Annotated in this window: 17 protein-coding genes and 2 pseudogenes; 10 read left to right on the forward strand and 9 right to left on the reverse strand. The window is 67.3% G+C overall.

Annotation, left to right across the window (positions count from 1 at the left end; translation table 11 throughout):
* From HLK59_RS35305 to HLK59_RS35320, 4 genes are all read right to left on the reverse strand, one after another.
* Positions 1-1155, reverse strand: a 1155-nt coding sequence (locus HLK59_RS35305) for a BTAD domain-containing putative transcriptional regulator (RefSeq protein WP_171145691.1), incomplete at its 3' end; no start/stop codon positions are given.
* Between the two features lie 35 nt (positions 1156-1190).
* Positions 1191-2015 (reverse strand): alpha/beta hydrolase, encoded by an 825-nt coding sequence (locus HLK59_RS35310; protein ID WP_171145692.1) that lies wholly within the window; start codon positions 2013-2015, stop codon positions 1191-1193.
* The gene (locus HLK59_RS35315; RefSeq protein WP_171145693.1) at positions 2012-3925 is read right to left on the reverse strand and encodes an AfsR/SARP family transcriptional regulator; all 1914 of its coding nucleotides are present in this window, start codon (positions 3923-3925) and stop codon (positions 2012-2014) included. Before HLK59_RS35315 ends, HLK59_RS35310 begins: the two co-directional genes overlap by 4 nt.
* Positions 3926-4034: 109 nt before the next feature.
* Complete coding sequence (locus tag HLK59_RS35320; protein WP_171145694.1) at positions 4035-5324, reverse strand: glycosyltransferase; 1290 nt, start codon at positions 5322-5324, stop codon at positions 4035-4037.
* A gap of 393 nt (positions 5325-5717) precedes the next feature.
* Between HLK59_RS35320 and HLK59_RS35325 the strand changes: the two genes are divergently transcribed.
* Positions 5718-6542 carry a maleylpyruvate isomerase family mycothiol-dependent enzyme gene (locus HLK59_RS35325; RefSeq protein ID WP_171145695.1) on the forward strand — a complete coding sequence of 275 codons (825 nt, stop codon included), beginning with the start codon at positions 5718-5720 and terminating at the stop codon, positions 6540-6542.
* Positions 6543-7043: 501 nt separating this feature from the next.
* Here the strand turns inward: HLK59_RS35325 and HLK59_RS35330 are convergent.
* A pseudogene (locus HLK59_RS35330) lies at positions 7044-7184 on the reverse strand (alcohol dehydrogenase catalytic domain-containing protein); the annotation flags it as partial.
* A gap of 184 nt (positions 7185-7368) precedes the next feature.
* On the opposite strand from HLK59_RS35330, the gene HLK59_RS35335 reads away from it, so the two are divergent.
* From HLK59_RS35335 to HLK59_RS51465, 3 genes are all read left to right on the forward strand, one after another.
* Positions 7369-8193, forward strand: a complete 825-nt coding sequence (locus tag HLK59_RS35335) for a class I SAM-dependent methyltransferase (protein WP_171145696.1) — start codon at positions 7369-7371, stop codon at positions 8191-8193.
* A 444-nt stretch (positions 8194-8637) separates the two neighbouring features.
* The gene (locus tag HLK59_RS51460) at positions 8638-8973 is read left to right on the forward strand and encodes a site-specific integrase (protein ID WP_240982828.1); all 336 of its coding nucleotides are present in this window, start codon (positions 8638-8640) and stop codon (positions 8971-8973) included.
* A 76-nt stretch (positions 8974-9049) separates the two neighbouring features.
* Positions 9050-9226, forward strand: coding sequence for a hypothetical protein (locus HLK59_RS51465; RefSeq protein WP_240982829.1), 177 nt, complete (start codon positions 9050-9052; stop codon positions 9224-9226).
* 208 nt (positions 9227-9434) lie between these two features.
* Here the strand turns inward: HLK59_RS51465 and HLK59_RS35345 are convergent, their stop codons facing one another.
* Positions 9435-9932, reverse strand: coding sequence for a transposase family protein (locus HLK59_RS35345; RefSeq protein ID WP_171145697.1), 498 nt, complete (start codon positions 9930-9932; stop codon positions 9435-9437).
* Positions 9933-10200: 268 nt separating this feature from the next.
* Between HLK59_RS35345 and dapB the strand changes: the two genes are divergently transcribed.
* The 4 genes from dapB to HLK59_RS51470 all read left to right on the forward strand — a co-directional run bounded on the left by dapB (position 10201) and on the right by HLK59_RS51470 (position 12271).
* Entirely contained in the window at positions 10201-10947 is a 747-nt protein-coding gene (gene dapB / locus HLK59_RS35350) for a 4-hydroxy-tetrahydrodipicolinate reductase (RefSeq protein WP_171145698.1), read from the forward strand.
* 53 nt (positions 10948-11000) lie between these two features.
* Positions 11001-11273, forward strand: a complete 273-nt coding sequence (locus HLK59_RS35355; protein ID WP_171145699.1) for a hypothetical protein — start codon at positions 11001-11003, stop codon at positions 11271-11273.
* Positions 11274-11291: 18 nt separating this feature from the next.
* Positions 11292-11531, forward strand: coding sequence for a hypothetical protein (locus tag HLK59_RS35360; RefSeq protein ID WP_171145700.1), 240 nt, complete (start codon positions 11292-11294; stop codon positions 11529-11531).
* Between the two features lie 353 nt (positions 11532-11884).
* Positions 11885-12271 carry a transposase gene (locus HLK59_RS51470; protein ID WP_346779883.1) on the forward strand — a complete coding sequence of 129 codons (387 nt, stop codon included), beginning with the start codon at positions 11885-11887 and terminating at the stop codon, positions 12269-12271.
* On the opposite strand, the pseudogene HLK59_RS51475 reads toward HLK59_RS51470, so the two are convergent.
* Positions 12259-12400: pseudogene (locus HLK59_RS51475) on the reverse strand (transposase); the annotation flags it as partial. The gene HLK59_RS51470 and the pseudogene HLK59_RS51475 sit on opposite strands and share 13 nt — an antisense overlap.
* A 52-nt stretch (positions 12401-12452) precedes the next feature.
* Positions 12453-12689, reverse strand: a complete 237-nt coding sequence (locus tag HLK59_RS52120) for a hypothetical protein (protein ID WP_171145702.1) — start codon at positions 12687-12689, stop codon at positions 12453-12455.
* 70 nt (positions 12690-12759) lie between these two features.
* Here HLK59_RS52120 and HLK59_RS35375 point away from each other — a divergent pair, with 70 nt between their 5' ends.
* Both HLK59_RS35375 and HLK59_RS35380 read left to right on the forward strand, forming a co-directional pair.
* Positions 12760-14385 carry an AMP-binding protein gene (locus HLK59_RS35375; protein WP_171145703.1) on the forward strand — a complete coding sequence of 542 codons (1626 nt, stop codon included), beginning with the start codon at positions 12760-12762 and terminating at the stop codon, positions 14383-14385.
* 4 nt (positions 14386-14389) lie between these two features.
* On the forward strand, positions 14390-15610 hold the full coding sequence (locus tag HLK59_RS35380; protein WP_171145704.1) for an FAD-dependent monooxygenase: 1221 nt from the start codon (positions 14390-14392) through the stop codon (positions 15608-15610).
* 105 nt (positions 15611-15715) lie between these two features.
* Here the strand turns inward: HLK59_RS35380 and HLK59_RS35385 are convergent, their stop codons facing one another.
* On the reverse strand, positions 15716-22699 hold the full coding sequence (locus HLK59_RS35385; protein WP_206327978.1) for a non-ribosomal peptide synthetase: 6984 nt from the start codon (positions 22697-22699) through the stop codon (positions 15716-15718).
* Positions 22700-22761: the final 62 nt, after the last annotated feature.

A 22761-nucleotide genomic window follows, 5' to 3' on the forward strand; every position in this document is an offset into this window, starting at 1 on the left:
GGGGGGGGGGGGGGGGGGGGGGGGGGGGGCGTGCGGGGGCGGGGGCGGGGGGGGGGGGGAGGGCCCGCCGGCCGGCGTGGGGCGGGTCGGGGGCTCGGCGAGCTGGTGCCGCGCCGAGGCGTGGGGGTCGGCGGGTGCTGTGCGGTGGTCGGGGCCGGGGAGTCCCCGTACGGTGCTCCGGCGGTCATTCCGCCCGGACTCGTCCAGGCCCGTGCCCGTGCCCGTGCCTATGCCCGTGCTCGCCTCTGCGCCGGGTGGCCCGTCGGAGGCGTGCCGTTGCCCGGGAATGCGCGGGGGCACCCGCTCGGAACGCGTGGACCCCGCGATGGTGGCGGGCCGGGGTGCGGTGGCCGGGGCCGCGGTGTCGCCGTCGCGCAGCACCTCCTCCTGCGCGGCCCGCAGTTCCGCACCGGGCGCAATACCCAGCTCCTCGTCGAGCCGGGCCCGGGCCCGCTGCCAGGCGTCCAGCGCCTCCGCGCGCTGTCCGAAGGCCGCCAGCGCGCGCACGAGCCGGGCCTGGAGCTGTTCGTCGAGCGGGTGGTCGGCCACGGCGCGGTGCAGGACCGCGAGCAGCGGTCCCGTCGCACCCAGCGCCAGTGCGGCGTCCGCCGCCTCCTTGACGGCCGACAGGTACTCGCGCTCCAGCGCGGTGAACACGGGGTGCGACCGGGCCTCCAGGGGAACCCCCGTGGCGACCGGCCCCGTACGAAGGGCCAGCGCCTCCCCGTACAGGGACAGGGCACCCTCCGGGCCCACCGCGCGGGCCCGCCGCAGCAGGTCGCGGAAGTGCAGCAGATCGACGGAGTCGGCGTCCGCGGCCAGCCGGTAGCCGCCCGCGTCCCGGATCAGCAGACTGCCCGTGGCCCGATTGGGCAGGCCGGGTTCCAGCAGCCGTCGCAGCACCCCGATGTGCCGGTACACCGCGTTGGCCGGAGAGGCCGGCGGCGACTCGCCCCAGAGCGCGTCGACCAGTTCGTCCATGGCCACCGGACGTCCGGCGTGCGCCACCAGCAACGCCAGCAGCAGCCGTTGCTGGGCCGGTCCCAACTGGACCTCCCGGTCGTCCCGCCAGACCCGTACCGGACCCAGCACCGCGAACCGCATCATCGTCTTCGTCCCCGAACCGGAGCCGGCACGGCCCCTCCTCCCAGCCACCTCAACGCCTTTCCCCCGTACCCCCGTTACGTTCGTCAGTCGGGAAGCCCGTCGATCCACCCCAGCACCAGCGCGTTGAACTCCTCCGGGCGTTCCTGGAAGAGCCAGTGGCCGACCTCGTCCAACACCAGGGACGCGCTGTACGGGTGAGGGCTCACCGCCGCGTCCCAGTCCCCGTCGAGTCCCTTGGCCTGGAGAGAGGCACCCGCCGAGACGGTCAGCACCGGGCAGTCCCGACGTTCGAGGTACGCCTCCGCGTGCGGGCGCACGGTGAGGTCGGTGCCCTTCTCGAAGAGACCGAGGAAGACCTCGCGCACCGTCTCGGGGTGCATGCCCAGGACGCGCCGCCGGTGCCGGACGGCGATCGACTCGTACCCCGACCCGGCCGTGGTGCCCTCGAGCCCGCCGAGCACCGCCGTGGCGACCCCGATCGGGTCGGGCGTGGCGAAGGCGGCGGCGATCTGCGCGGCGAACCCCGCCTCGAAGCCGTGCGAGTGGTCGACGGCGACCACGGCCCGTACCAGCTCGGGGTGTTCGACCGCGAGGACCGAGGCGACGACGGCGCCCATCGAGTGGCCGATCACGACGACCGGGCCGGCGTCGACGGTCTCGATCAGTTGCGCGAGGTCCGCGGCGAAGTCCCGCGGGTGGAAGCCGCCGGACGCTCCCATGGAACGCCCGTGCCCGCGCAGGTCCGGTGCGAGCACCCGGTGGCGTGCGGCGAACGCCGGTATCTGTGCCGCCCAGTCGTCCGAGTCACAGGTCGCCCCGTGCACGAACAGGACCGTCTCACCGGGCGTGGCCCCGCTGGGACCCTCGTCCGTGTGGAACAGACAGTTGTTGTTCACCGTGTACGTCACTGCGCACGCTCCTCGAAAGTAGGTGCGAGGAGGGTAGGCAGGGGGGAATGGACGAAGTGTGCCGCGCTTGTGACCGCGGCCGGCACTCGGTCGCCCTCGCCGCCCCCGCTCCGGAAAAGTTCGGTGGCGTAGGCATGCACCAGGCCGTGCCAGGCATAGCGGCCGGGCAGGCGCTCGGTGAGCAGATGGGCGCCGGTGAGTTCGGCGAGCACGGCCCGGGTCCGGGGGACGGACAGGCCCGCGATGCCGGCCGCGGCGTGGACGGTCACTTCGGGGCCGGGGTGGGACGCCAGAAGCCTGAACAGCCGGGCCGCGTCGGGGCCCAGTGCGTCGTACGACCACGAGAGCACCGCCTGTACGTCGACCGTGGCCTCCGGGTCGCGGAACGCCCCGAGAGTGCCGTGCCCGTCTCGCAGGCGCGCGGCCAGGGCCGCCAACGGCAGGTCGGGGCGCGAGGCGGCCTGGGCCGCGACGGCGGACAGGGCCATCGGCAGCCGCGCGGTCAGTCCGACGATCTCGTCGACCACCGCGGGCTCGGCGGCCATCCGGTCGGCGCCGAGCCGCACTGCCAGCGCCGCGCGGGCCTCCGCCGGGCCGAGCACGTCGAGGGTGAGTGGATGAGCGCCGTCGGCGGTGGCCAGGGCGGTAAGCCGGTTGCGGCTCGTGACGAGGACCAGACAGCCGGCACAGGCGGGCAGCAGCGGCCGGACCTGGGCGGCGTCACGGGCGTTGTCGAGCAGCAGCAGCACCCGTCGGCCCGTCAGCAGGCTGCGGTAGAGGGCGGACCGGGCGTCCAGGCCGGTGGGGATCCGCGGGGCCGGCACACCGAGGGCGTTCAGGAACTCCCGTAGCGCCTCTTCCGGGGGCAGCGGCGGTCCGGCCGGGCCGAAACCGCGCAGGTCCACGTACAGCCGGGCGTCCGGGAACCGGTCGGCCACCTCATGGGCCATGTGTACGGCCAGGGCGGTCTTGCCGACGCCGGCTGTCCCGCCGAGGGCCGCGATGACGGGGCTGTGCGCGGGACGGTCGGTGCCCTGGGCGGAACAGCCGCCGTCGATCAGGGCACGCAGCCAGGCCAGTTCGAGCTCGCGGCCCGTGAAAGCGGGCGGTGCGACGGGGAGTTGGGTGAAGTGGGTGACGGGGGACGCGGTCTCCGAAGTCACCCGCTCCTGTGCGGAGTTCAGTTCGGGACCGGGAGGGACGCCGAGTTCACCGGCCAGGCGGGCGACCGTCGAGCGGTACACCTCCCTCGCCTCGGCCCGGCGTCCGGCCGAGGCGAGGGCGAGCATCAGGCGGGCTTGCAGTCCCTCGTCGAGGGGGTACCGGTGCGCGGTGTCCGTCAGGGTGGGCAGCACCCGGTCCGCCGTACCGCTGCCGAGCGCGGTGTCGGCCGTTTCCCGCACGGCGGCGGCGTACTCCAGGTCGAGTTCCGTGAACACCGGGTGCGCGGGTGCCTCGCCGGGGCATCCGCCGGCCGGGCCGTGCCACAGCCGCAGCGCCTCGGTGAAGACGGCGACGGCGGACTCGGCCTGTCCCTCGCCGCGTATCTCCCGTGCCCTCATGAGGAGTTCGCGGAAGCGCAGCAGATCCACCGAACCGGCGGGCACCGTGAGCCGGTAGCCGCCCCCGCCGCGCACCAGCCGGCTGCCCGACGCGCGGGCGGGCAGTCCGGGCTCCAACAACCGCCGCAGTTCGCCGATGTGACGGTGGATCATGTTCACCGCGCGGGCCGGCGGCCGGCCCGCCCACAGCCCCCGGACGATGTCCGCCAACGGAACCGGGGAACCGTCCCGGGCCAGCAGCAGCGCGAGCAGCGTACGGCGCAGCGGCGGCCCCGGATCGACCTCGGCGCCGTCCCGCCAGACCCGGACACTCCCCAGCACCGAGAACCGCAACAAAGGTGGTTCCATCGCATCCGCTCCGCAATTCGCCCCGAGTCCGTCGAGAAACGGGTCACGATGCTACGCAGCGGCGGTGAAGCGGCTTACGGGCAGGACATTTCAGGCGTGCCGTGCCGCTCTACCCGGCCGCGTCGGCCACCACCTCCGCCACGACTGCCAACGCGTCATAGCGGTGGAACTCGTCCCGCAGCTCGGCCGCGCGCCGGGCGGGCCCCGGTTCGCTCAGGACCCTGCGCACGGCGTCGCGGATCGCCTCCGGCGACGGCCTCCCGGAGCGCAGGTCGACACCGGCGCCGCTCCACTCGACCCTGGTGGCGATCTCCGGCTTGTCCTCCCCGGCACCGCCCACGACGAGCGGTACGCCGTGCCGCAGAGCCATGTGCACCCCGCCGTACCCGCCGTTGGTGACCAGCACGGAAGCGTGCGGAAGGAGCTCCTCGAAGGGCAGATATCCGCCGACGCGCGCGTTCGACGGTACGGGCCCGAGTGCGGCCGGGCCGTCGGCGCGTGCCGTCGCCGCCACGACGAGGACGTCCTCGCCGGCCAGCGCGTCGATGGTGGGCCTGACCAGATCCGTGAGGTCGTCGTTGGCGAACGAGCCCTGGGTGACGAGCACGACGGGCCGGGTCTCGTGCTTCAGCTCCCCCCACCAGTCGGGCAGCACCCCGGGCCGCTGCGGTCCGGCGGGCGCCGGTCCGGCGAACCGGAAGGAGGCCGGTGCGTCGCCGCGCGGGTACTCGAAGCCGGGGACGGTGAGCTGGAGATAGTGGTCCGGCACGGTGACCACGCAGTCGAGAATGAAGCCGGGCAGCTGGGTGCCGCTCTCCCCGAAGTTCTCCTCGATATGCCGCTGGGTGTCCGCGAACATCTCTCTGACCTGTACGTTCATCGCCCGGTGCTGTGTCTTGGCGCCCTCCCCGACCACCGGAGGCATCGCCAGGCCGAGCGGCGGTGCATCCTCGCTGAGCAGCATGGGCAGGGTGATCCCGAGGCCGACCGTGACCGGGCGGTGCCCGGGCGCGGCGGACAGGGTGAGCGCGGCCGTCCCGAAGAACAGGGGATCGCTGATCACCACGGACGCGGGGAAACGCGCCAGCAGCGCGCGCAGCGCCCGGTACTGGGCTGCGGTCGGGTCGCCGAAGACGTACTTCATGTCGTACTCCAGCTGCGCGGGTCCCTGCGGAATCGCGGAGCGCTCGGGGAAGTAGACCTCCAGTTTCCGGTCGTCGAAGTCTGCGGCCGGCGGCAGCGACACATGCTGGGCGCCCACCTCCCGTACGGCGTCGGCGAACCGGGCCCCCGTCAGCACCGTGACCTCGTGCCCGCGCCGCACGAGGTCCGCGGCGATGGTCAGGACAGGCTGGACATGGCCGTGGAACGGCGTTGCGGCGGCGATGACTCGGGCCATCGAGGACTCCCTGGGTTCGGTGGGTGATGGGAGGGAGCGTAGGAACGCGTTGTGGAGAAGAAGTTGGCAGGTTTTCCGCACTGTCCGTGCCTGACGGCTCGCAGAGAACCGACATGTTGATTTGGCGACCGGTGCGGTCTGGTCCGGGCACGGGATCCGTAGAGCTCGTAACAGGCTCATGAGGGGGTCCCGTTGAGTCGCCTCCAGCAGTCCCAGGGCGCGGCTCCGGACTGTTCGGCGCGGGCACCAGGTCGGTGAGCATGTTCTCTCGATGGCCTCGGTTCTCGAAGTGCCCGATGTACGGGTGCTCAGGACCTTGCCCCGGACCGGTGGGTCTGGTTTTGTACCCCGTTACAAGTGAGTGATCACGGAGACCTGAGGAGAACGAGCGGCGTGGAGCGGGGAACGCGGACGAGCACCAGAGGCTCCCTGCCGGAAGGGCTCGGTGAGGCGATACAGGAGACCGCCAGGGCCATTGCCGCGCTCCTGGACGGCGCGACGGACATGACCGTTTCTGTACCGGGGCTGGAGTGGACCGCCGGGGAGACGGCCGCCCACCTCGTACTGGCCAACGAACTGATGGCTGATCTCGCGTCCGGCCAAGAACGCCTCTACGGCGACGGCACGCCGCAGAGCCTCGCGGCGGCCAACGCACAGAGCCTCATCGAGTTCCCCGAACGCGGGGCGGAACCGCTGGCCACGATGCTCGTGGAGCAGGCCGACAGGTTCCTGGACGCGGTGGACCGCGCTGCGGCGGTCGGGACCGAGGGCCGGATGCTCCTGACCCCGCTCGGTCCTATGGACCAGGACGTTCTCGCCTCGTACCTGCTCACCCACATGCTGGGCCATGGCTACGATCTCGCCCGCGCGCTGCGTCGTCCGCACATGATCAACGAGATGCGGGTCGGGTTGTGCCTGCCGTTCCTGAAGACAGCGATGCCGCGCATCGCCGCCACGTCCGGGCTGACGGCCCGATACACCCTGCGCATCCGGGGCGGCGCGGCATTCGGCGTCACCTTCACCGACGGCACGGTCGACGTGCTTCCTGGCCCGCCGGAGCGTTCGGACTGCACCATCGTCACCGAGCCGACCGCTTTTCTTCTCATCGCGCTGGGACGACGGGGCCCGTGGCAGGCCATGGCACGCGGAGATGTGCTCGCCTGGGGCCGCAAACCCTGGCTCGCTCCCCGCTTCCCCACGCTGTTCAACGCACCCTGACCATGGCCCGCCTGGCGGGGGAGATGGTGGCGCACGTATGTCTCGTCGGAACCGTCGGCTGCCCGGGAATCGCCCCGATCTTGTCCTCAGGGAGACGTAGCGGGTCAGCTGTCGGCACCGCACCTCTCGGCCCGTGGACCGCTTCAGGCGGAGGTGCCCGAGCTCCCAGTGTGCTGGGTGAACGTCCCAGCCGCACCAGTGTGTTGACCCCGCACAAGGCGTACCTCGCCCGCCGGTGGGCCGACGGGTGTGAGAATGCGCAGACTCTGAGGAATGAGATCGCCGCTCGCGGCTACCAAGGATGCCGCAAGAGCGTCCGTCGCTTCCTCAACGCCCTTGCCTGACAAAACGGTCACGACTGATGCCGCCTCCACCGCCCGCAGTTGCCGACGTAATTCGGTGGATCATCGGCTGCCCTGCCGTCAGCCTTCGCCAACGGGCTCCGCAAGGACTTTGCTGCAGTCACCGGGGGCCGCATCGACAGGTCCTGCTCTGCCCTTACACGGCACGCCAGTTGAGGATCACGAAGTCCCCAGGCGCGACATCGGTCACCCCCGCACCCACCGATTCCACGACCCCGGCGGCCTCGTGGCCGAGGAGGAAGGGGAAGCCGTCGTTGATGCCACCCTGCTCGTAGTGCAGGGGGTCCTTGCAGTCCGCGTACAGGGCCCCGGCGATGACGGTGACGGAACTGGGCGGCCCCGCGTGCCCGGCCAGGGGCCCGCGACGCTCGGCGGGAATGCCATGGGCACAAGGGAGTTGATGTCCAGCCGACACAGCCCTAGGGTTACTTAGGTAAGCCTAACTTCGTCTGGGTGGTGATTGTGTGGCCAAGGAGAGCGTGCGGCTGGGCACTGTGCAGGAGACGTTGCTCATTCCGCTGTACGGGCGCGCGCTCGACGCGCGGGCCCGCCACCCGGTCCTGAGGGACGACGAAGCATGCGGCATGGTCGAGCGGATCGACTACGACTTCGCCAAGTTCCGCGGCCCTTCCCTCGGCGGCTCCGTACTGCGCAGTGCGATCTTCGACGGGTGGGTCAGACGGTTCCTCGCCGAACACCCCGACGGCACCGTGATCGAACTCGGAGCAGGACTCAGCACCCGTTCGCACCGCCTCGACAACGGTCGGGCGCGCTGGTTCGACCTCGATCTGCCGGACACCGTCCAGTTGCGGCGGCGGTTCTTCACCGACTCCGAGCGGACCACGACCCTCGCGGCCTCGGTACTGGACACCGACTGGTTCGAGCAGGTCGCGCGGACCGGCGGACCGTATTTCTTTGTCAGCGAGGCCGTCCTCCTCTACCTCGACGAGGAGCAGGTCCGCTCCGTCGTACGGGCTCTGGCGGACCGCTTCCCCGGGGCCGACCTGAGCTTCGACACCGGCGGCGGCGCCATGATGCGCAACCAGGACCGCAACCCGGTGTTCAAGGTCGTCGACGCGCGGATGACCTGGACCTGCGACGATCCGAAAACCCTGGAGGACTGGGGGCTGAGGCTGCGCGAGAGCAGGACATTCGCCACGGCGCAGCCGGACGTGGCCCGTACCTGGCCATGGCGCCACCGTTACGGCATGCGCCTGCTGGCGCGCCTGGTCCCGCCCGTCGTCAACTCGTACCGGATGAACCTCTTTACGCTGGAGAAAGGCCAGTGACCGCCCTTGTTTGACGGCGGCCATGACAAGCCGGCTCTTTGGCACCTTCCGAAAAGCCATCCAACTGGCCAGCAGGATGCGGCGTTTGAGGAGATCGAATCCGGCCCGCCCGTAGTGCTGGCGCTCGAGCATCTTAAGAGTTGCGCGGAATCTCCCCATGTCTCCGTCCATGTACGGGAGGTGACGTCGCGTCCCCATCGTCGCGGTGGGAACGTGATCCCGATCGATTCAGGGTCGGGACTGGCTAACTCCACGATCCAACAGCGCCTGGTGCCAGTCCCTCTGTTCTAGGACTTCCTGATTGAAGAGGGCCTGCGGGAGTCCAACCCTGTCGGCCGGGGCGGATATACCCTCGGTCGGCGGGCCGGGGGCCACCAGCGCGGCCTGGTGCCGCGGCTGACGAAGCTGTCGTGGATTCCGGGCGAACAGGAGTGGCTGCGCATCTTGGAGGTTGCACGGCAGGAGCCGATCCGCAACCGTGTGATGCCTGCCCTGGCCTACGACGCCGCGCTGCGCCGCGAGGAGTTGTGCTCGCTGCGGACTGATGATCTGGATCCGGCCCACCGCACGCTGCGGGTCCGGGCGGAGACGACGAAGAACCGGCTGGAGCGGGTGGTCCTGTACTCGGCGTCGACCGGGGTGCTGATGTCGGCCTGTCTCGCGCACCGCGCCACCATCAGTACGGCGCGAGGACCGCTGTTCCTGTCGGAGTCGCGGCGCAACTACGCACAGCCCCTGACCTGTGGACGTGGTCGAAGGTCGTACGCCGGATCGCCGTGAAGGCCGACTCCCGCGCTCTTCCACGCACACCACCCGGCCCCTGTGTCTGACCGATCTGGCCAGGATGGGCTGGGAGTTGCACACGATCGCCTCCTTCGACGGCCACCGTCACACCGATTCCAGCGTGCAGTACACCCATCTGTCCGGCCGGTACCTGGCTGACAAGCTGGCCCGTGGGATGGAGCACATTCACGCCTGGCGAATACAGGCGCTCACCTTCCCGGGCGCCTCGTCGGCGGGGGTGTCGCGGTGAGCGCGTCATCCGCCGGTCCCGTCGTGGAGGGCGGCGAAGGACGCTGGTCCTGGCCGATCGTCCCGGACCACTACGAGACTGGCAACGCTATGCGAGCGCGTGTGGCTCGCGTTGGAGTGTCTCATCCTAGGTTGAGTCAGCCGTGCAGTGTGTCTCAGCCACAACTTCGGTGACTGTCGGCATACACGTGAACAAGGCCCTGGCAAGTTTATTGTAGGCGGAGATCCCCACGGGGCGCGGGATGACTGTCACTCGATGGTGGGAATCCTCCTGTTGATCGGGTCTCCAGCTCGGGAACCGCGGGCAGTTCCAAGCGTCGGATCAGTCGCAGCAGCGTGGTGCCGCTGATCAGAGTCGACAGGTGGGTGGCGAGGCGGTCGCAGGTCTGCTCTCCCAGTGCGAAGGCCAGCTGTTCCAGAACGTGTTGGAGCAGCACCGTCCGACGTCCGTAGCGGAAGGTCAGCCCCTCGACCTGCTCAACGAACGCCTTCTTGGCGCACTCCGCGTTGTCACAGAAGAAGCGGCGGACATCCAGACCGATCCCGGTCTCCTGCCCGCCGATCGCTGCGTCAGCGAGTCTTCGTGCGTACCGGCTGTGCACCCGCCTTGAGGACACTCCGCAGGCGGTGCGCTGGACCGTCGGCGCCGTGCAACTGGCGGTGATGAGCACGGCGCTTCCGACCTTGACCACCTGGCCGACAGCCACAGCCGGCAGGTACGGGAGTAGAACTTTGAGCGGGCCACAAGAATGATCCCCCGCCGGGGATGGCTACACCAAGATCAACGGGTTCACGGAAAGTGTCGAAGAGCCAGAACGAAATGGCCGTTGCCAGTCAACCCGATCAGCCCTTGGCTCGATAGCGCTTGCGCCGCTCAAGCAGCTTCTGACATCCAGATCCGTCCCGCTCGCAGATCCCATCCCGTGCGACTCTGGGCACTGGAGCCGGGCGGTCAACATAGGCTAGGCTAACCATATGACTCGAGTAGCTGTGTTGGGGGCTCGCGGGCGGATGGGCGTGGCCTCGGTCCGCGCAATTGAGGCCAGCTCCGACTTGACCGTGGTTGCCGAGATCGACGTTGATGACGACGTGCAGGACATCGTCGACCACAACGCTGATGTCGTGCTCGTGTTCTCCCCACCGGACGTTGCCCACGAGCAAGTCCAGTGGTGCATCAAGCAAGGCGTTCATGTGGTGGTGGGGACATCCGGCTTCGACGAGCGGTCTGTGGAGCAGATCCGCGCCGCGCTGGTCGACCATGGTGACGTCAGCGTGTTCGTCGTTCCGAACTTCTCGGTCGGTGCGGTGCTGTTGACCAAGTTCGCCGCAAAGGCCGCCCCGTACTTCGAGTCTGTCGAGATCATCGAGATGCATCATCCTGGCAAGGTGGACGCGCCATCGGGAACGGCGCAGCACACGGCCGAACTGATCAGTCGCGCTCGCGCCCAAGCGGGTTGCGCCCCATCACCCGATGCCACCTACCTCGACCCACATGGCGTGCGCGGCGGGCGGATCGAGGGAGTCTCCGTACACTCGATCAGAGTCCGTGGGTTCATGTCATCGCAAGAGGTGCTGTTCGGCGTCGACGGTGAAATCCTGAGGCTGCGATACGACTCCGTAACACGCGAGTCCCTCATGCCCGGAGTGCTCACCGCGCTGCGCGCCGCCCCAAATCTCACCGGAGTGACGGTCGGGCTCGACGCCGTACTGAGCCTCGGCTGACACGAAGCAACGACAGACATCAGCCTGAATCTTCCGCTACTCACGAAGACGGAGTGCTGCTGCCGGAACTGGCCGTCGGCGGACTGGATCTGACGTACGACGAGGTCGGCGACGGCGACCTCGTCGTACTCGTGACGGGCACCGGCGCGCAGGGCAACGTATGGCGCACATGGGTGGACCCGCGCACGTGGTTGGAACGTCGCTGGGCGCACACGTCGTTGCAGGAGCTGGCGCTGAGTCGCCCGGAACTCGTGCGGCGAGGAGTGGCGATGGCGGCGCATGAGCGCCTCGATGAGGTGAACCGGCGCCTGAACGTCGGCGAGTGACAGCTGTTCGATATGTCCGTGGCGCTGTCGGCCGAGTACAAGGCCGGAATCGAGGCGATCTTGAACCTGTCTCGCGCGACATTGAGCGATGCCACTGAGGCACGGGACTGGCGCGACGTACTGGCCCACTCGGCGGAGCCGATGGATTCCGGTGAGCGCGGTCGGCTTGAGGCGTCCGCCCAGCTCAAGAACTCGTCGCGGCAAAGAATGCGATCACGAGGCCACTGCTTTTCATCGGCTTCACCGATGACCGAATGATTCCGGCCTACCTGTGCCGTGAGGTTGCCGATGCCGTACCGGGTTGGCCGTAGGCCAGTGGTAGGAGTCAACTGCCTTGCTGGGGGCCGGAGATGACTGCTCGCCGTCCGTGTCCGCCTGCACCGGGGTCGTTGGAGGAGTACGCGGCCCGGTTCGACGCCCTTTTCTCAGCCTGGCGAGCGACGGGGTTATCGCGAGTCCCTGACCGGGCTGCTGGCACCGGGGGAGCGGATGCCGGGGGTGCAGCGGCCGTAGTTCTTTCTGTTGGAGTCCCCCTGGGAGGGCGAGCAGGCCAACGACCGGCGGCTTGAGCTGCTGCGCGAGCAGCCGGCGAGGCTCCGCACTACGGCGGGGTGATCGTGATCGACGATTCCGGTGACCGCAAGGCCGGGACGGTAACTGCGCATGTGGGCCGGCAGTGGCTGGGCCGGTTGGGCAAGACGGACTATGGCATCGTCACGGTGACCACAGTTTGGACCGACGGCCGTGTGTTTTGCCCGCTGTACGCGACTCCGTACACCCCCGCCCATCACTTCACCCGCGGCCGCTCGGATCCGGCCTTTCGTACGGAATCGCAGCTGGCTGCCGCTCTCGTGGTCCACGGGAAGGCGGCGGGCTTCGGCTGCCGAGCGGTGGTCGCCGACTGTGCCTACTCGGTCAGCTGCGACTGGCATCTCGCGCTGCGCGAGGCGAGCCTGGCGTACGTGGCGGCGCTCAAGCCGCACGGAGCCGACGCATAGTCGGAGGCCAGGTGCAAGGACCCCCTGGCCTGACAGTTGGTGACCTTGCCTGCGGGTTCCGGTGTACTGCCGGGCCACACACGCCGAGGCGTCCCCGTCCCTGAGGAAGCCTGTGTCATCGGCGATCAGCGTCGAAGCCGACCGAGGCAATGCCCAGCGGGCTCGTGACCGCCGCGGCGCGTTACCCGTCGCCATGCATGTGGCTGCCCATCACTCCGTCGGGCCAGATGGGTTCGCGGTTCTTCACCGTCAGGATCGGCACGGCCGGATGTCCGAGCCGGGACAACGCGTATCGAGGGGCATGTCGCCGGCCCACTCGTCGGCCTCGACGTCTTCCGGTGGCAGCGCCGCGATCCCGGTTCGGTCGGTCACGTGTTTGAACGACACTCTGCGCGCCCTGGCGGATCGGATTCAGCACCGCTGATCGTAGATAAGTTAGGGTAGCCTACCCTATACGACCTTTAAGGTAGCTCCTCGAAGGGAAACCAATGAGCATCGAACCGCTGGCCCTTGACGGGGTCGTGCCGTTTCCGCCGGAGGCGGCAGCCAAATACCTCGCCGAGGGAAACTGGCGCGATCAGACGCTGCCGGAATTGTTGTTCGCCACCGCGGAGCGCTTTCCCGACAAACTCGCTGTCATCGACCGCAAAGCCCAGTTGAGTTATGGACAGCTCACGGACGAGGTCCTGCGCCTCGCTGCCGGCCTGCGGGATCTGGGACTGAGTCGTGGCGACCGGGTGGTGGTACACCTGCCCAACATCTACGAGTACATTGCCGTCGTCTTCGCCTTGTGGGAGCTCGGGGCGGTTCCCGTCGTCGCTCCCATCGCGCACCGTCGTGCCGAGATCGAGCATTTCATCGAGATCACCGAGGCGCGTGCCTACATCACGGTCGCCTCGGACAGCGGTACCGACCTCGCTGCGATGGCTGCCGACCTGAAGCAACGGTGGGCCCATCTGGAGCACACCGTAGTACTCGAACGTGATGGCGGCGGCGCCGAGTTCGAGGCGTTGCTGTCGAAGGGATCGCTTGAGCACGCGCGACGGTGCAGCCCGCAGGACGTCGCTCTGTTGCAGATGTCAGGCGGTACGACGGGCGTTCCGAAGCTGATGCCGCACACCCACCAGACGTACGGCTACGCACTGCGGAGGAGCGTCGGGGAACGAGGTATCACCGAGCGCACCGTGCATCTGCTGGTCATCCCGATCTGCCACAGCATGTCGACCCGTTCGCCCGGATTCCTCGGTGCGTTCAGCGTGGGCGCCACCATCGTGATCGCACCGAACGGCAGCCCCGACACCGCGTTCCCGCTGATCGAGAAGCACGGGGTGACCCGCGCTTCGCTGGTGCCCCCGATCCTGCTGGCCTGGCTGAACTCCTCTCTCCGCAAGCGCTATGACCTCTCCAGCCTGAAGACGCTCATGTGCGGCGGCGCGAAGCTGACCGAATCTGTGGCGAGCCGGGTCGAACCGGAGTTCGGCGTGCAGCTGTCGCAGAGTTTCGGGATGGGTGAGGGCCTGGTCGTCAGCAATCCTGCCGATGTCGACCGGGCCACCAGCGTGCGGTACCAGGGCCGACCGGCCTCGGCGGCCGACGAGTGCATAGTCATCGATGACGAGGGCAACGAGGTACCACCCGGTGTACCTGGCCACTTGCTGACCCGGGGACCGTCGGTGATCCGCGGGTACTACCGCAACCCCGAGCAGAACGCGCTGGCGTTCACCAGCGATGGTTTCTACCGCACCGGCGACATCGTCGAGCGGGACGAGCGGGGCTTCATCAGGGTCGTGGGACGGTCGAAGGACCAGATCAACCGGGGCGGCGAGAAGATCGCGCCAGAGGAGCTGGAGAACGCGCTGCTCACTCATGCCGGCGTCCACAACGTCTCCGTCGTCGGCGTCGACGACGAGGTTCTCGGCGAACGCATCAAGGCGTACCTGATTCCCCGGACGCCGGAGAGCGCGGCCGAGCTCACCCTGGGCAAGCTGCGCCAGTTCCTGCGCGACAAGGGTCTCGCCACGTTCAAGCTCCCCGATGTCGTGGAGGTCGTCGACGAGTTCCCGTACACCGCGGTCGGCAAGGTCAGCAAGCGCCTGCAGCGCGAGCTGAGCTAGGCGCATGTCGAACGAGACCACACGTGTCCTCGTCGTGGGCGCGGGCCCCGTCGGAATGGTCTGCGCCCTGGCGCTGAATCGGCTCGGTATCCCGGTGACCGTTCTCGAGAGCGAGGCGGCGCCGGTACGGGATCAGCGCGCGGCGACCATCCATCCGAGCACACTGGAGATGCTCGACGAACTGGGCGTCACCGAGAAGATCCGGGCGCGCAGTCTGCTCTCGAGCACCTATCGCTTCCACGACCGGCCGACCGGAGAGGTGGTGGCGGAGTTCGACCTCGGCCGGCTCAAGGACGAGATCCGGTTCCCGTACGTGCTGCAGTTCGAGCAGTACAAGCTGACCGCTGCCATCGCCGAGGAGTACGCGAACGAATCCGACTTCGACGTACGGTTCTCCCACACGCTGACCGGCCTGACCGAAACCGCGAGCGGCATCGAGGTGGAGTACACCTCACCTGCCGGCACAGAACGCATGCAGGCGGCCTACGTCGTCGGCTGTGACGGTGGCCGATCGACGGTGCGAAAGCTCGCCGGCATCGAGTTCGAGGGATTCACCTATCCGGAGCGGTTCATCAAGATCGCGACCAGCTTCGACTTGAAGACCGTCAAGCCGGATTTGGCGTTTCGCAACTACTTCTCCGACCCGAACGAGTGGGCCAACGTGTTCAAGGTGCGCGGAGAAGCACCCGAGGGGCTCTGGCGAGTGATTCTGCCGATCGGCCAGGACGAGGACGATGCCACCGCGTTGTCGGCGGAGCGCGTCGAGGAGCGGTTGCAGAAGTTCCTCCCGAAGTCCGGCCCCTACCACGTCGAGTACCGCGACGTTTACGGAGTCAATCAGCGCGTGGCCGCGACCTTCCGTCAGGGGCGCATCCTGCTCGCCGGCGACAGCGCGCACGTCAACAACCCGATCGGCGGCATGGGCATGAACGGCGGCATCCATGACGCCATCAACCTGACGGAGAAGCTCGCGAAGGTGATCGCCGGTGACGCCGGCGACGACCTGCTCGACCTCTACAGCCGCCAGCGTCGCCATGCCGCAGTGAACTACGTACAGGCCCAGACGATCGCCAACAAGCGGCTGTTGGAGCAACGCGACCCCGAGGTGCGTCGACGCAACTTCGACGAACTGCGCCGCACCGCCGAGAAGTTCGATACCGCCCGCGCCTACATGCGCCGCGCGGCTCTGTTCGACAGCCTGCAAGACGCCGCCGCCATCACCTGAGGAACCCGCGATCTCGGGTTCGCCGCGTCCGGTGCGGTACGGCGTGCCGTACCGCACCGGACAACGAAATCCACTCAGCTGACTGTCCCCGGTGACAGGACCTGACTATTCCTCATCGGTAGCTGATTCCTTGACCAACAGGTTCGTAAGCAGTGGGCCCCATTTTGGTAGACCGGAATCGGGTTCGAGGATGGACTGATGGTCCTCGCCTTCAGCAACGAAGAACGAGAAGTTGGTCAAGTGGCTGTTCCATCCCAGCGCGTCCTCACGACCCAGCTCCGCCACTCGGGGCGTATGCGTCGCGGATGACGCGATCACGAGCGCCTCGATGTCGAGAGTGCCCCGCGTCGGCGCGGACGTCAGCACATCACAGCGGCGGCCGGCCGTCTCGACAGCCTTGAGTTGCTTCGGGTCGGCGAGCAACTCGTTGAACGCTTCCTCGCCGAAGGCTTTGAGCATTTCGTCACGCATCGATTCGGAAGATCCCGGTCGTTCGAGGCGTTCCGTCGAGTTCTCCGAACCGGCAGGCATGGCATCCACGATCACCAGAGGGCCGACGCGCTCCCCTCGGGAGAGGAGCTGGCGCGCGACGGCAAACATGACATGTGCGCCATATGACCAACCCAGTAGTTCGTACGGTCCGGTCGGCTGGAGACCCTGGATGATGTCGGCATAGGTCGCGGAGAGGTCTTCGAGGTCATCGAACTCGACATCCAGACCGACGATCGCCGGATCGTCGATTCCGACCAGTCCGACGCCGTGCGGAAGGTATCTCGACAGTTCCGAGTACATGAACGAGGCGCCGAACTTCGGGTGTGCACAGAACAGAGTGCGGCCGTTCAGGGATTGAGTGAAGCGGGTCGCGATCGCGGTGATGTCGACCTCGGGATCCGCGTCCGGCTGCATCTTCTTGTCGACCACCGAACTCAGCTCGCCGATCGTGGAAGCGGTGATGACGTCCCGCATCGCTATGTTCACGGGGAACGTGCGATTCATTTGCGAAGCCAGCCGCATGGCCGCGAGCGAATGGCCGCCCAGACGGAAGAAATCGTTTGCCGCGCCCAGGACCAGACCCTCGTCAAGGTCGAGCACCTCGCGGAATATCGCGGCCAGCGCCAGCTCCGTGTCCGACTCGAGTGCCCGGCCCGTGCCGAGTCCGGACGCGGCTATGTCGGCCGGAGGCAAGGCTCGGCGATCCAGCTTCCCGGTCGGGGTGAGGGGGAAGGAGTCCACCGTGACAAGGGCTGCCGGGACCATGTAGTCAGGCAAGTACCTGGTCAGATGGTTACGCAACGACTCACTGATGTCGGTGTCTGCGGTCGTGCTGTAGTAGGCAGCCAGTTGCGGCCCCGTGGAATGTTCGAAGGCGACCACTTCGGCGCGTGTTATCCCGGGGAATCCTTGCACCACGTCCCGGATCTCGTCCGGTTCGATGCGGTAACCGCGAATCTTGATCTGCTCGTCGGCGCGACCGAGGTAGTCAATCATCCCGGTATCGTTCCACCGGGCGAGATCGCCGGTGCGATACATCCGTTCCGCTGGTTCCCACGGACAGGCGACAAAACGTTCGGCGGTCAGCGCGGACTGCCCCCAGTATCCGCGCGCGGTTCCATGGCCGGCGAGGTAGAGCTCACCGGCGACGCCGGGAAGCGCGGGGTGCAGATTCTCGTCGAGGATGTAGGCCCGGGTGTTGAAGATCGGCGTTCCGACACTTGAGGTGGCGCTGTCGGCCAGATCGGCGCCGAGGGCATTGATCGTGTACTCGGTGGGTCCGTAAAGGTTGTACGACTCGACTCCGGGTGCGCCGCGCAGCTGTTGCCACAGCCGGTCGGGGACCGCCTCGCCGCCGAGGGAGACGAAGACGACACCGGGCGCATCGGAGGATACGGAGCTGCCGGCCGGCCGGTCCCGCTCCAGCAGCCCTTCCTCGACCAGCAGTTGCCCGTAGGACGGGGTCACATCGAACCCGTCCATGCGCACCTCGTCGTAGTGCGCCAGCAGCCGCTGATGGTCGCGACGCATCTCCTCGTCGATGACGTGCACCTCGTGGCCGTTCAGCAGCCAGAACAGCTGCTCCCATGAGGCGTCGAAGGAGAATGACGTCGTGTGCGCGATCTTCAACCGGCGCCCGCGCTGGTGGTCCACCACCCGATCGAAGATCTTCTCGACGTGGTTGACGTACATGTTCGTCAGTCCGCGGTAGCCGACGGCGACTCCCTTGGGCCGTCCGGTGGTTCCCGAGGTGAAGATGATGTACGCGAGGTTGTCGAGCGAGACCTGCCCACCTCGTTCCGCTGTCGTGATCGGAGCTGTATCACTCTGCTCGAGGTGATCCGCCGTCGTTGCGGAGTCCAGGTTGATCACCTTGCCGACGGCGCCGGTGAGCCGATCCACGTCGCGGTCGGTCACCAGAGTGACGGTCGGTTCGGCGACCTCGATCATGTAGCCGATCCGTTCGTCCGGCAGTTCGCTGTCCACCGGGACGTAAGCGGCTCCAATGGCGAACACCGCGAACATCGCGATGACCGTGCGCTCGTCGCGCGGCAGCAGCAGCGCGACCCGATGCTCCGGGCGCACTCCCTCGTCAAGCAGAAGTCGGCCGTAGCGATTCACTTCGGCGAAGAACTCCGCGAAGGTGAACAGGCGGTCTCCGGCGACAAGTGCCGTTTCGGATCCGGACAGCCGCACCTGCCGGTGCAGCAGCTCGGCGACCGTGACCGGTTCGATGTCGCGGATGAGGTCAGCGGCGATACCCGTGTGCGGGGCGGCCTCGTCCGGCAACAGCGCGGACATCGTGCCAACGGGCTTGTCCAGCCGGCGAGTGAGCGAAGTGAGTACCTGCACGTAGCGATTGAGCAACAGCTCGGCGGCCGGAGCATCGAAAGCGTCCCGGCGGTAGGACAGGCGCACGTGCACGGTCGCCGATCCATCGCGTTCTTCCGGGTCGATCGCGAACGTCACCGGGTAGTGGGTTGCGTCATCAACCTTTGCGCCGACGACCTGCAACCCGGCTGTTTCTTCCCCGGCACTCTTGCCCAACGGCACGTTCTGCACCACGAACAGCGTGTCGAACAGGACAGGAACGCCTGCGTTGGTCTGGATCTGTGTCAGAGCGGCTTGCGGATAGTCGATGACGTGCAGTTGCTCGGACTGGACCCGGGCGAGCAACTGCCGATTGGTTTCGAACGGGGGTAGATTCACCCGCATCGGGACTGTGTTGAACAGCAGCCCGATGATTCGGTCAGAGTCGGGCAACGACGGCGGCCGGCCGGAAACGGTGTTACCGAAGACGACGTCGTTGCTTCCGGTGAGCCGGCTGAGCGCGATCCCCCAGGCGGTCTGCAACAAGGTGCCCACCGTGACCTTGGCATCTCGTGCGGTACGGAACACCCTCGCGGCCTCTGCCGGGCTGAGATCGAGGTGGAGTTCACCGGTCTCGCTCTGGGCGTCACCGAGGTCGACGAAGTCAGGGCGCAGCAACGTTGGGCCGGCCAGTTCCGCGAGATAGTGGTCCCAGGCGCGATAGGCGGTTTCGGGATCCTGGTCGTCGACCCAGTCGAGGTAGGAGCGGAAAGACGCCGGTCGCACCCGATCGGCGTATTCGTCATCGGCGTAGATGCTCAGGATCTCATCGAACACCGCGTTGATGGACCAGCCATCCAGCAGGATGTGCTCGAAACTCATGACGATCGTCCACGCTCGGTCGCCCTGTTCGAGCAGCGTGAATCGGATCAGCGGCGGGATCTCGAAGTCGAACGGCTCACCTCGCTCGGTCGCGAGGAACTGCTCGACGTCGACCTTGCGGCCGCCCCACTCGTCCAGTCGGATGACCCGCACGGGGACTTCGACGCCGGACGGGATGACCTGTACGTCCCCGGGAGGCACGAACGCTGCCTTGAGGTTGGGGTACCGCTCCATCGCGCTGGCGATGGACGCCGTCATCCGCTCGGGATCGAGATCTCCCGCGATCTGCCGGGTGATCTGCGAGACGTAGGTGTTGTGGTCGTCGGATTCCTGGGACCGCAGCAGGTGATAGAACAATCCGCGCTGCAAGGGGGCAAGCGGCAGGATCTGGGTATCGCGCCCGTAGCGGGCTCGGATGGATTCTTCTTCGGCGGGCGTCAACGTGACCCGGTCAGCGCGACGCAGAGTGAATGCGTCTCGGCGCTCGTGGCCAGCAGCAGGGAGCCCGGCGCCGACAATCTCTTCAGTAATCGCGGCGGCCAGCGCCTGCGTGTCGACGTCAACGGTGTCCGCCGACTCCACCCAGACGCGGACGACCTGGTCGCCGGGCTCACGACCCGAGACGTGGACCTGGATGCCGAGTCCGTCCCCCGGTACGCCGACACCCGCGGCAGGCTCGGCGATCGGCTCCGCTTGGCTACGGAACACACTCACGCGGATCCGTGGGATCGGAAGATCGTCGAAGAAGCGGCTGAATCGGGGGTGTGCGGCCAGCACGGCGTATTCGGTCGCTCGCTCCGGGCTCAGTCCGATGACTTCGCCATCGTCGAGCAACACGGGGAATCTACGTGTCATCAGGGGACCGTCGGACTCGTGGAACTCCACGAGCAGATCACCTTCAGCGATCCCGGCCAACGCCTCTGCCACGGCCGTCAGCACAACGGACGGCAGGGAGGCTTCAGTTGCGGCGGGAACCGCACGTCCAGCCGTGCCGCTTGACGCTTCCCAGTCGCCTCGCTGCCGCAGCACAGTGGCGGTCGCATCAGCGAGCTGATCTACCCAGTCCTCCCAGAACGGATCGTCAAGGACAGCCGCCAACTCGTCGTCCTTGTAGCCGGACGCGGCCCGCGTGGACGTGACGACGACCATCGGAATTTTTGCCTGATAGGCGGTGACCAGCTCGGTGAGCTTCTCCCTGACCGCATCCAGCATCTCAGGATTGCCGGTCTCGGCGACCAGTTCACCGGCGCCGCTGTCACGGATCGCCAATCGCAAGGCGAGGCCTGCTCCCGACAGGGCGTGACTGACGTGGTCGATCGCCGCCCGCCAGAGCGGAGCCACGCTGATGTCGAAATCTTCAAGCGGCAGACGGAAGCGGCGAACGTCACCGACGGTGTTGTCAGCTTTGGCCCGGCCCTCGTCGTAGGCACGAACGATCTGGGCGAGTTGCTTGACCGTCAAATCCGGGTGCTGGGAGCCGAGCACAAGGAAGCGCGCTGTGTTCCGCAACAATCGTGACGTGGTTTCCGCCGAGAACAACTCGCGGGCCGCGTTCAGATTCATTCCGAATGCGCCGCTGTCAAGCCTTTCGATGCTCGACACGAGATCGAACAGCGCAGGCTGAGATGTCAGTGGACCATCCGCAGTGGTCGAGGCGTAGTTGGTGAGCGGCGACGCCGCACCCGAATCTCCGCCGCGATCCACGTAGGCGGCCATCACCTGGAAAAGCGGGCTGATCCCGACCTGGCGGGGCGGGTTCACCGCCTCGACGACGTGCTCGAACGGAACGAGCTTGTGGTCAGCAGCCTCGAGCATGCGATCACGGCAACTGAGCAGCGTCTGCGCGAACCCGGTTGCAGCGTCGATATCGGCGCGCACCACGACGGTGTTCACGAAGTACCCGATGAGGTCCTGCAACTCGGGCTGGTCGCGCAAACTGGCCGGGGTGCCGATAGGTACCGTATCCCCGGCACCTTCATCCCAGAGCGCCAACGAAAATGCCGCAATCAACGCCTGAAGCGGTGTTGCCTTGTGCTCGACCAGGAACTCGTCGACCGTGGCTGTCTCATCACCGGTGAGGGACGTGGTGGCAGGTCGTATGGTTCGTTCTTCGGATCCGTCGCGTGGTTGGTCGAGGGGTAGGACGGTTTCCGTCGGGAGATCTGACAGCACGTCCTGCCAGTACCGCAGGTCCGATTGGTAGCGAGACCCCGGATCTTTCCGGCTGCCCAGCACATGTCGCTGCCAGACCGCGAAATCGGCATACTGGATCGACAAGGGCGCGGCCTCGGTGGAATTGCCGGCAGCCGCTTCGAGATAGAACTTGTTCAGCTCATGAACAAGGATCCCAAAGGAATCCGCATCGGTGACTATGTGATGCCCGTAAGCCACTAGCACATCGCCACCGGGATGGCGCAACAAATGAAACTTCAGCCCGCACTCAGAGGTGAAGTCGAGTGGCAGTGCGGCAACCTGAGCGATCTTGTCGCTGAGTGGCTCAGGACCGACGTGTTCGACCTCCAGGACCTTGGTGTCGTCGTCGGGAGCCGCGCAGATGACCTGGCGGAGCGATGAGGTCGCCTCGTCCGGCACGAGGATCGTGCGCAATATCTCGTGACGAGCGACTACCCGACGTACCGCCGTTGCCAAAGCATCCAACTCGAGCCGCACGCCTGCTTGCAGCACGATTTCTGTGCGATAGATCGAACGCCCTGCGATCTGCTCTGTGAACCAGAGTGCTTGTTGTCCGTAGGAGACGGGGATCAGGGCGGGGCGTGGCAGTTCGCCGATTCGTGTGCTGGGTGTCTTGGTGGTTTTGGTGGTGGTGTCGGCGATGTGGGCGAGTTCGCTGATGCGGGGGTGGTCGAAGACGTCGCGGAGTGTGAGTGCGGTGCTGAGTTGTGCGTTGGCGCGTGCGACGACTCGTGCGGCGAGCAGTGAGTGCCCGCCGAGGCGGAAGAAGTCGTTGTCGACGCCGAGATCGGTGTTGTCGTTGAGGTGTAGTACGTCGCGGAAGATGCCGGCGAGGGTGATCTCGGTGTCGGTCTGTGGTGGCCGGCCGTCGGCTGCACCCGCGGTGAGGTCTGGTTGGGGCAGTGCGCGGCGGTCCAGTTTCCCGTTGGCGGTGACCGGGAATCGGTCCAGGCGTGTGAACGTCGCGGGGACCATGTAGTCCGGTAGCGACCGTGCCAGGTGCTCGCGGAGTGCGTCGAAGGGCACTGCGTCCGTGGTGCTGGTCGTGGTGATGTATGCGGCGAGGTATTTTCCGCCGGCGGGGTGGTCCAGGGCGGTGATGGCGGCGCCTGACACTGCTGGGTGGTGTTCGAGGGCGGCGCGGATTTCGCCGGGTTCGATGCGGTATCCGCGTATCTTCACCTGGTCGTCGCTGCGGCCGAGGTATTCCAACTGCCCCTGGGGGTTCCACCGTACGACGTCGCCGGTGCGATACAGGCGTGCGCCCTGGTTGT

The sequence above is a fragment of the Streptomyces sp. S3(2020) genome (assembly GCF_013044505.1).
GTDB lineage: Bacteria > Actinomycetota > Actinomycetes > Streptomycetales > Streptomycetaceae > Streptomyces.

Bases quoted from the DNA above. Each gene is read 5' to 3' on its own strand.
- HLK59_RS35315 (WP_171145693.1), bottom strand. From the start codon at position 3,925: ATGGAACCACCTTTGTTGCGGTTCTCGGTGCTGGGGAGTGTCCGGGTC.
- HLK59_RS35320 (WP_171145694.1), bottom strand. From the start codon at position 5,324: ATGGCCCGAGTCATCGCCGCCGCAACGCCGTTCCACGGCCATGTCCAG.
- dapB (WP_171145698.1), top strand. From the start codon at position 10,201: ATGACTCGAGTAGCTGTGTTGGGGGCTCGCGGGCGGATGGGCGTGGCC.
- HLK59_RS35375 (WP_171145703.1), top strand. From the start codon at position 12,760: ATGAGCATCGAACCGCTGGCCCTTGACGGGGTCGTGCCGTTTCCGCCG.
- HLK59_RS35380 (WP_171145704.1), top strand. From the start codon at position 14,390: ATGTCGAACGAGACCACACGTGTCCTCGTCGTGGGCGCGGGCCCCGTC.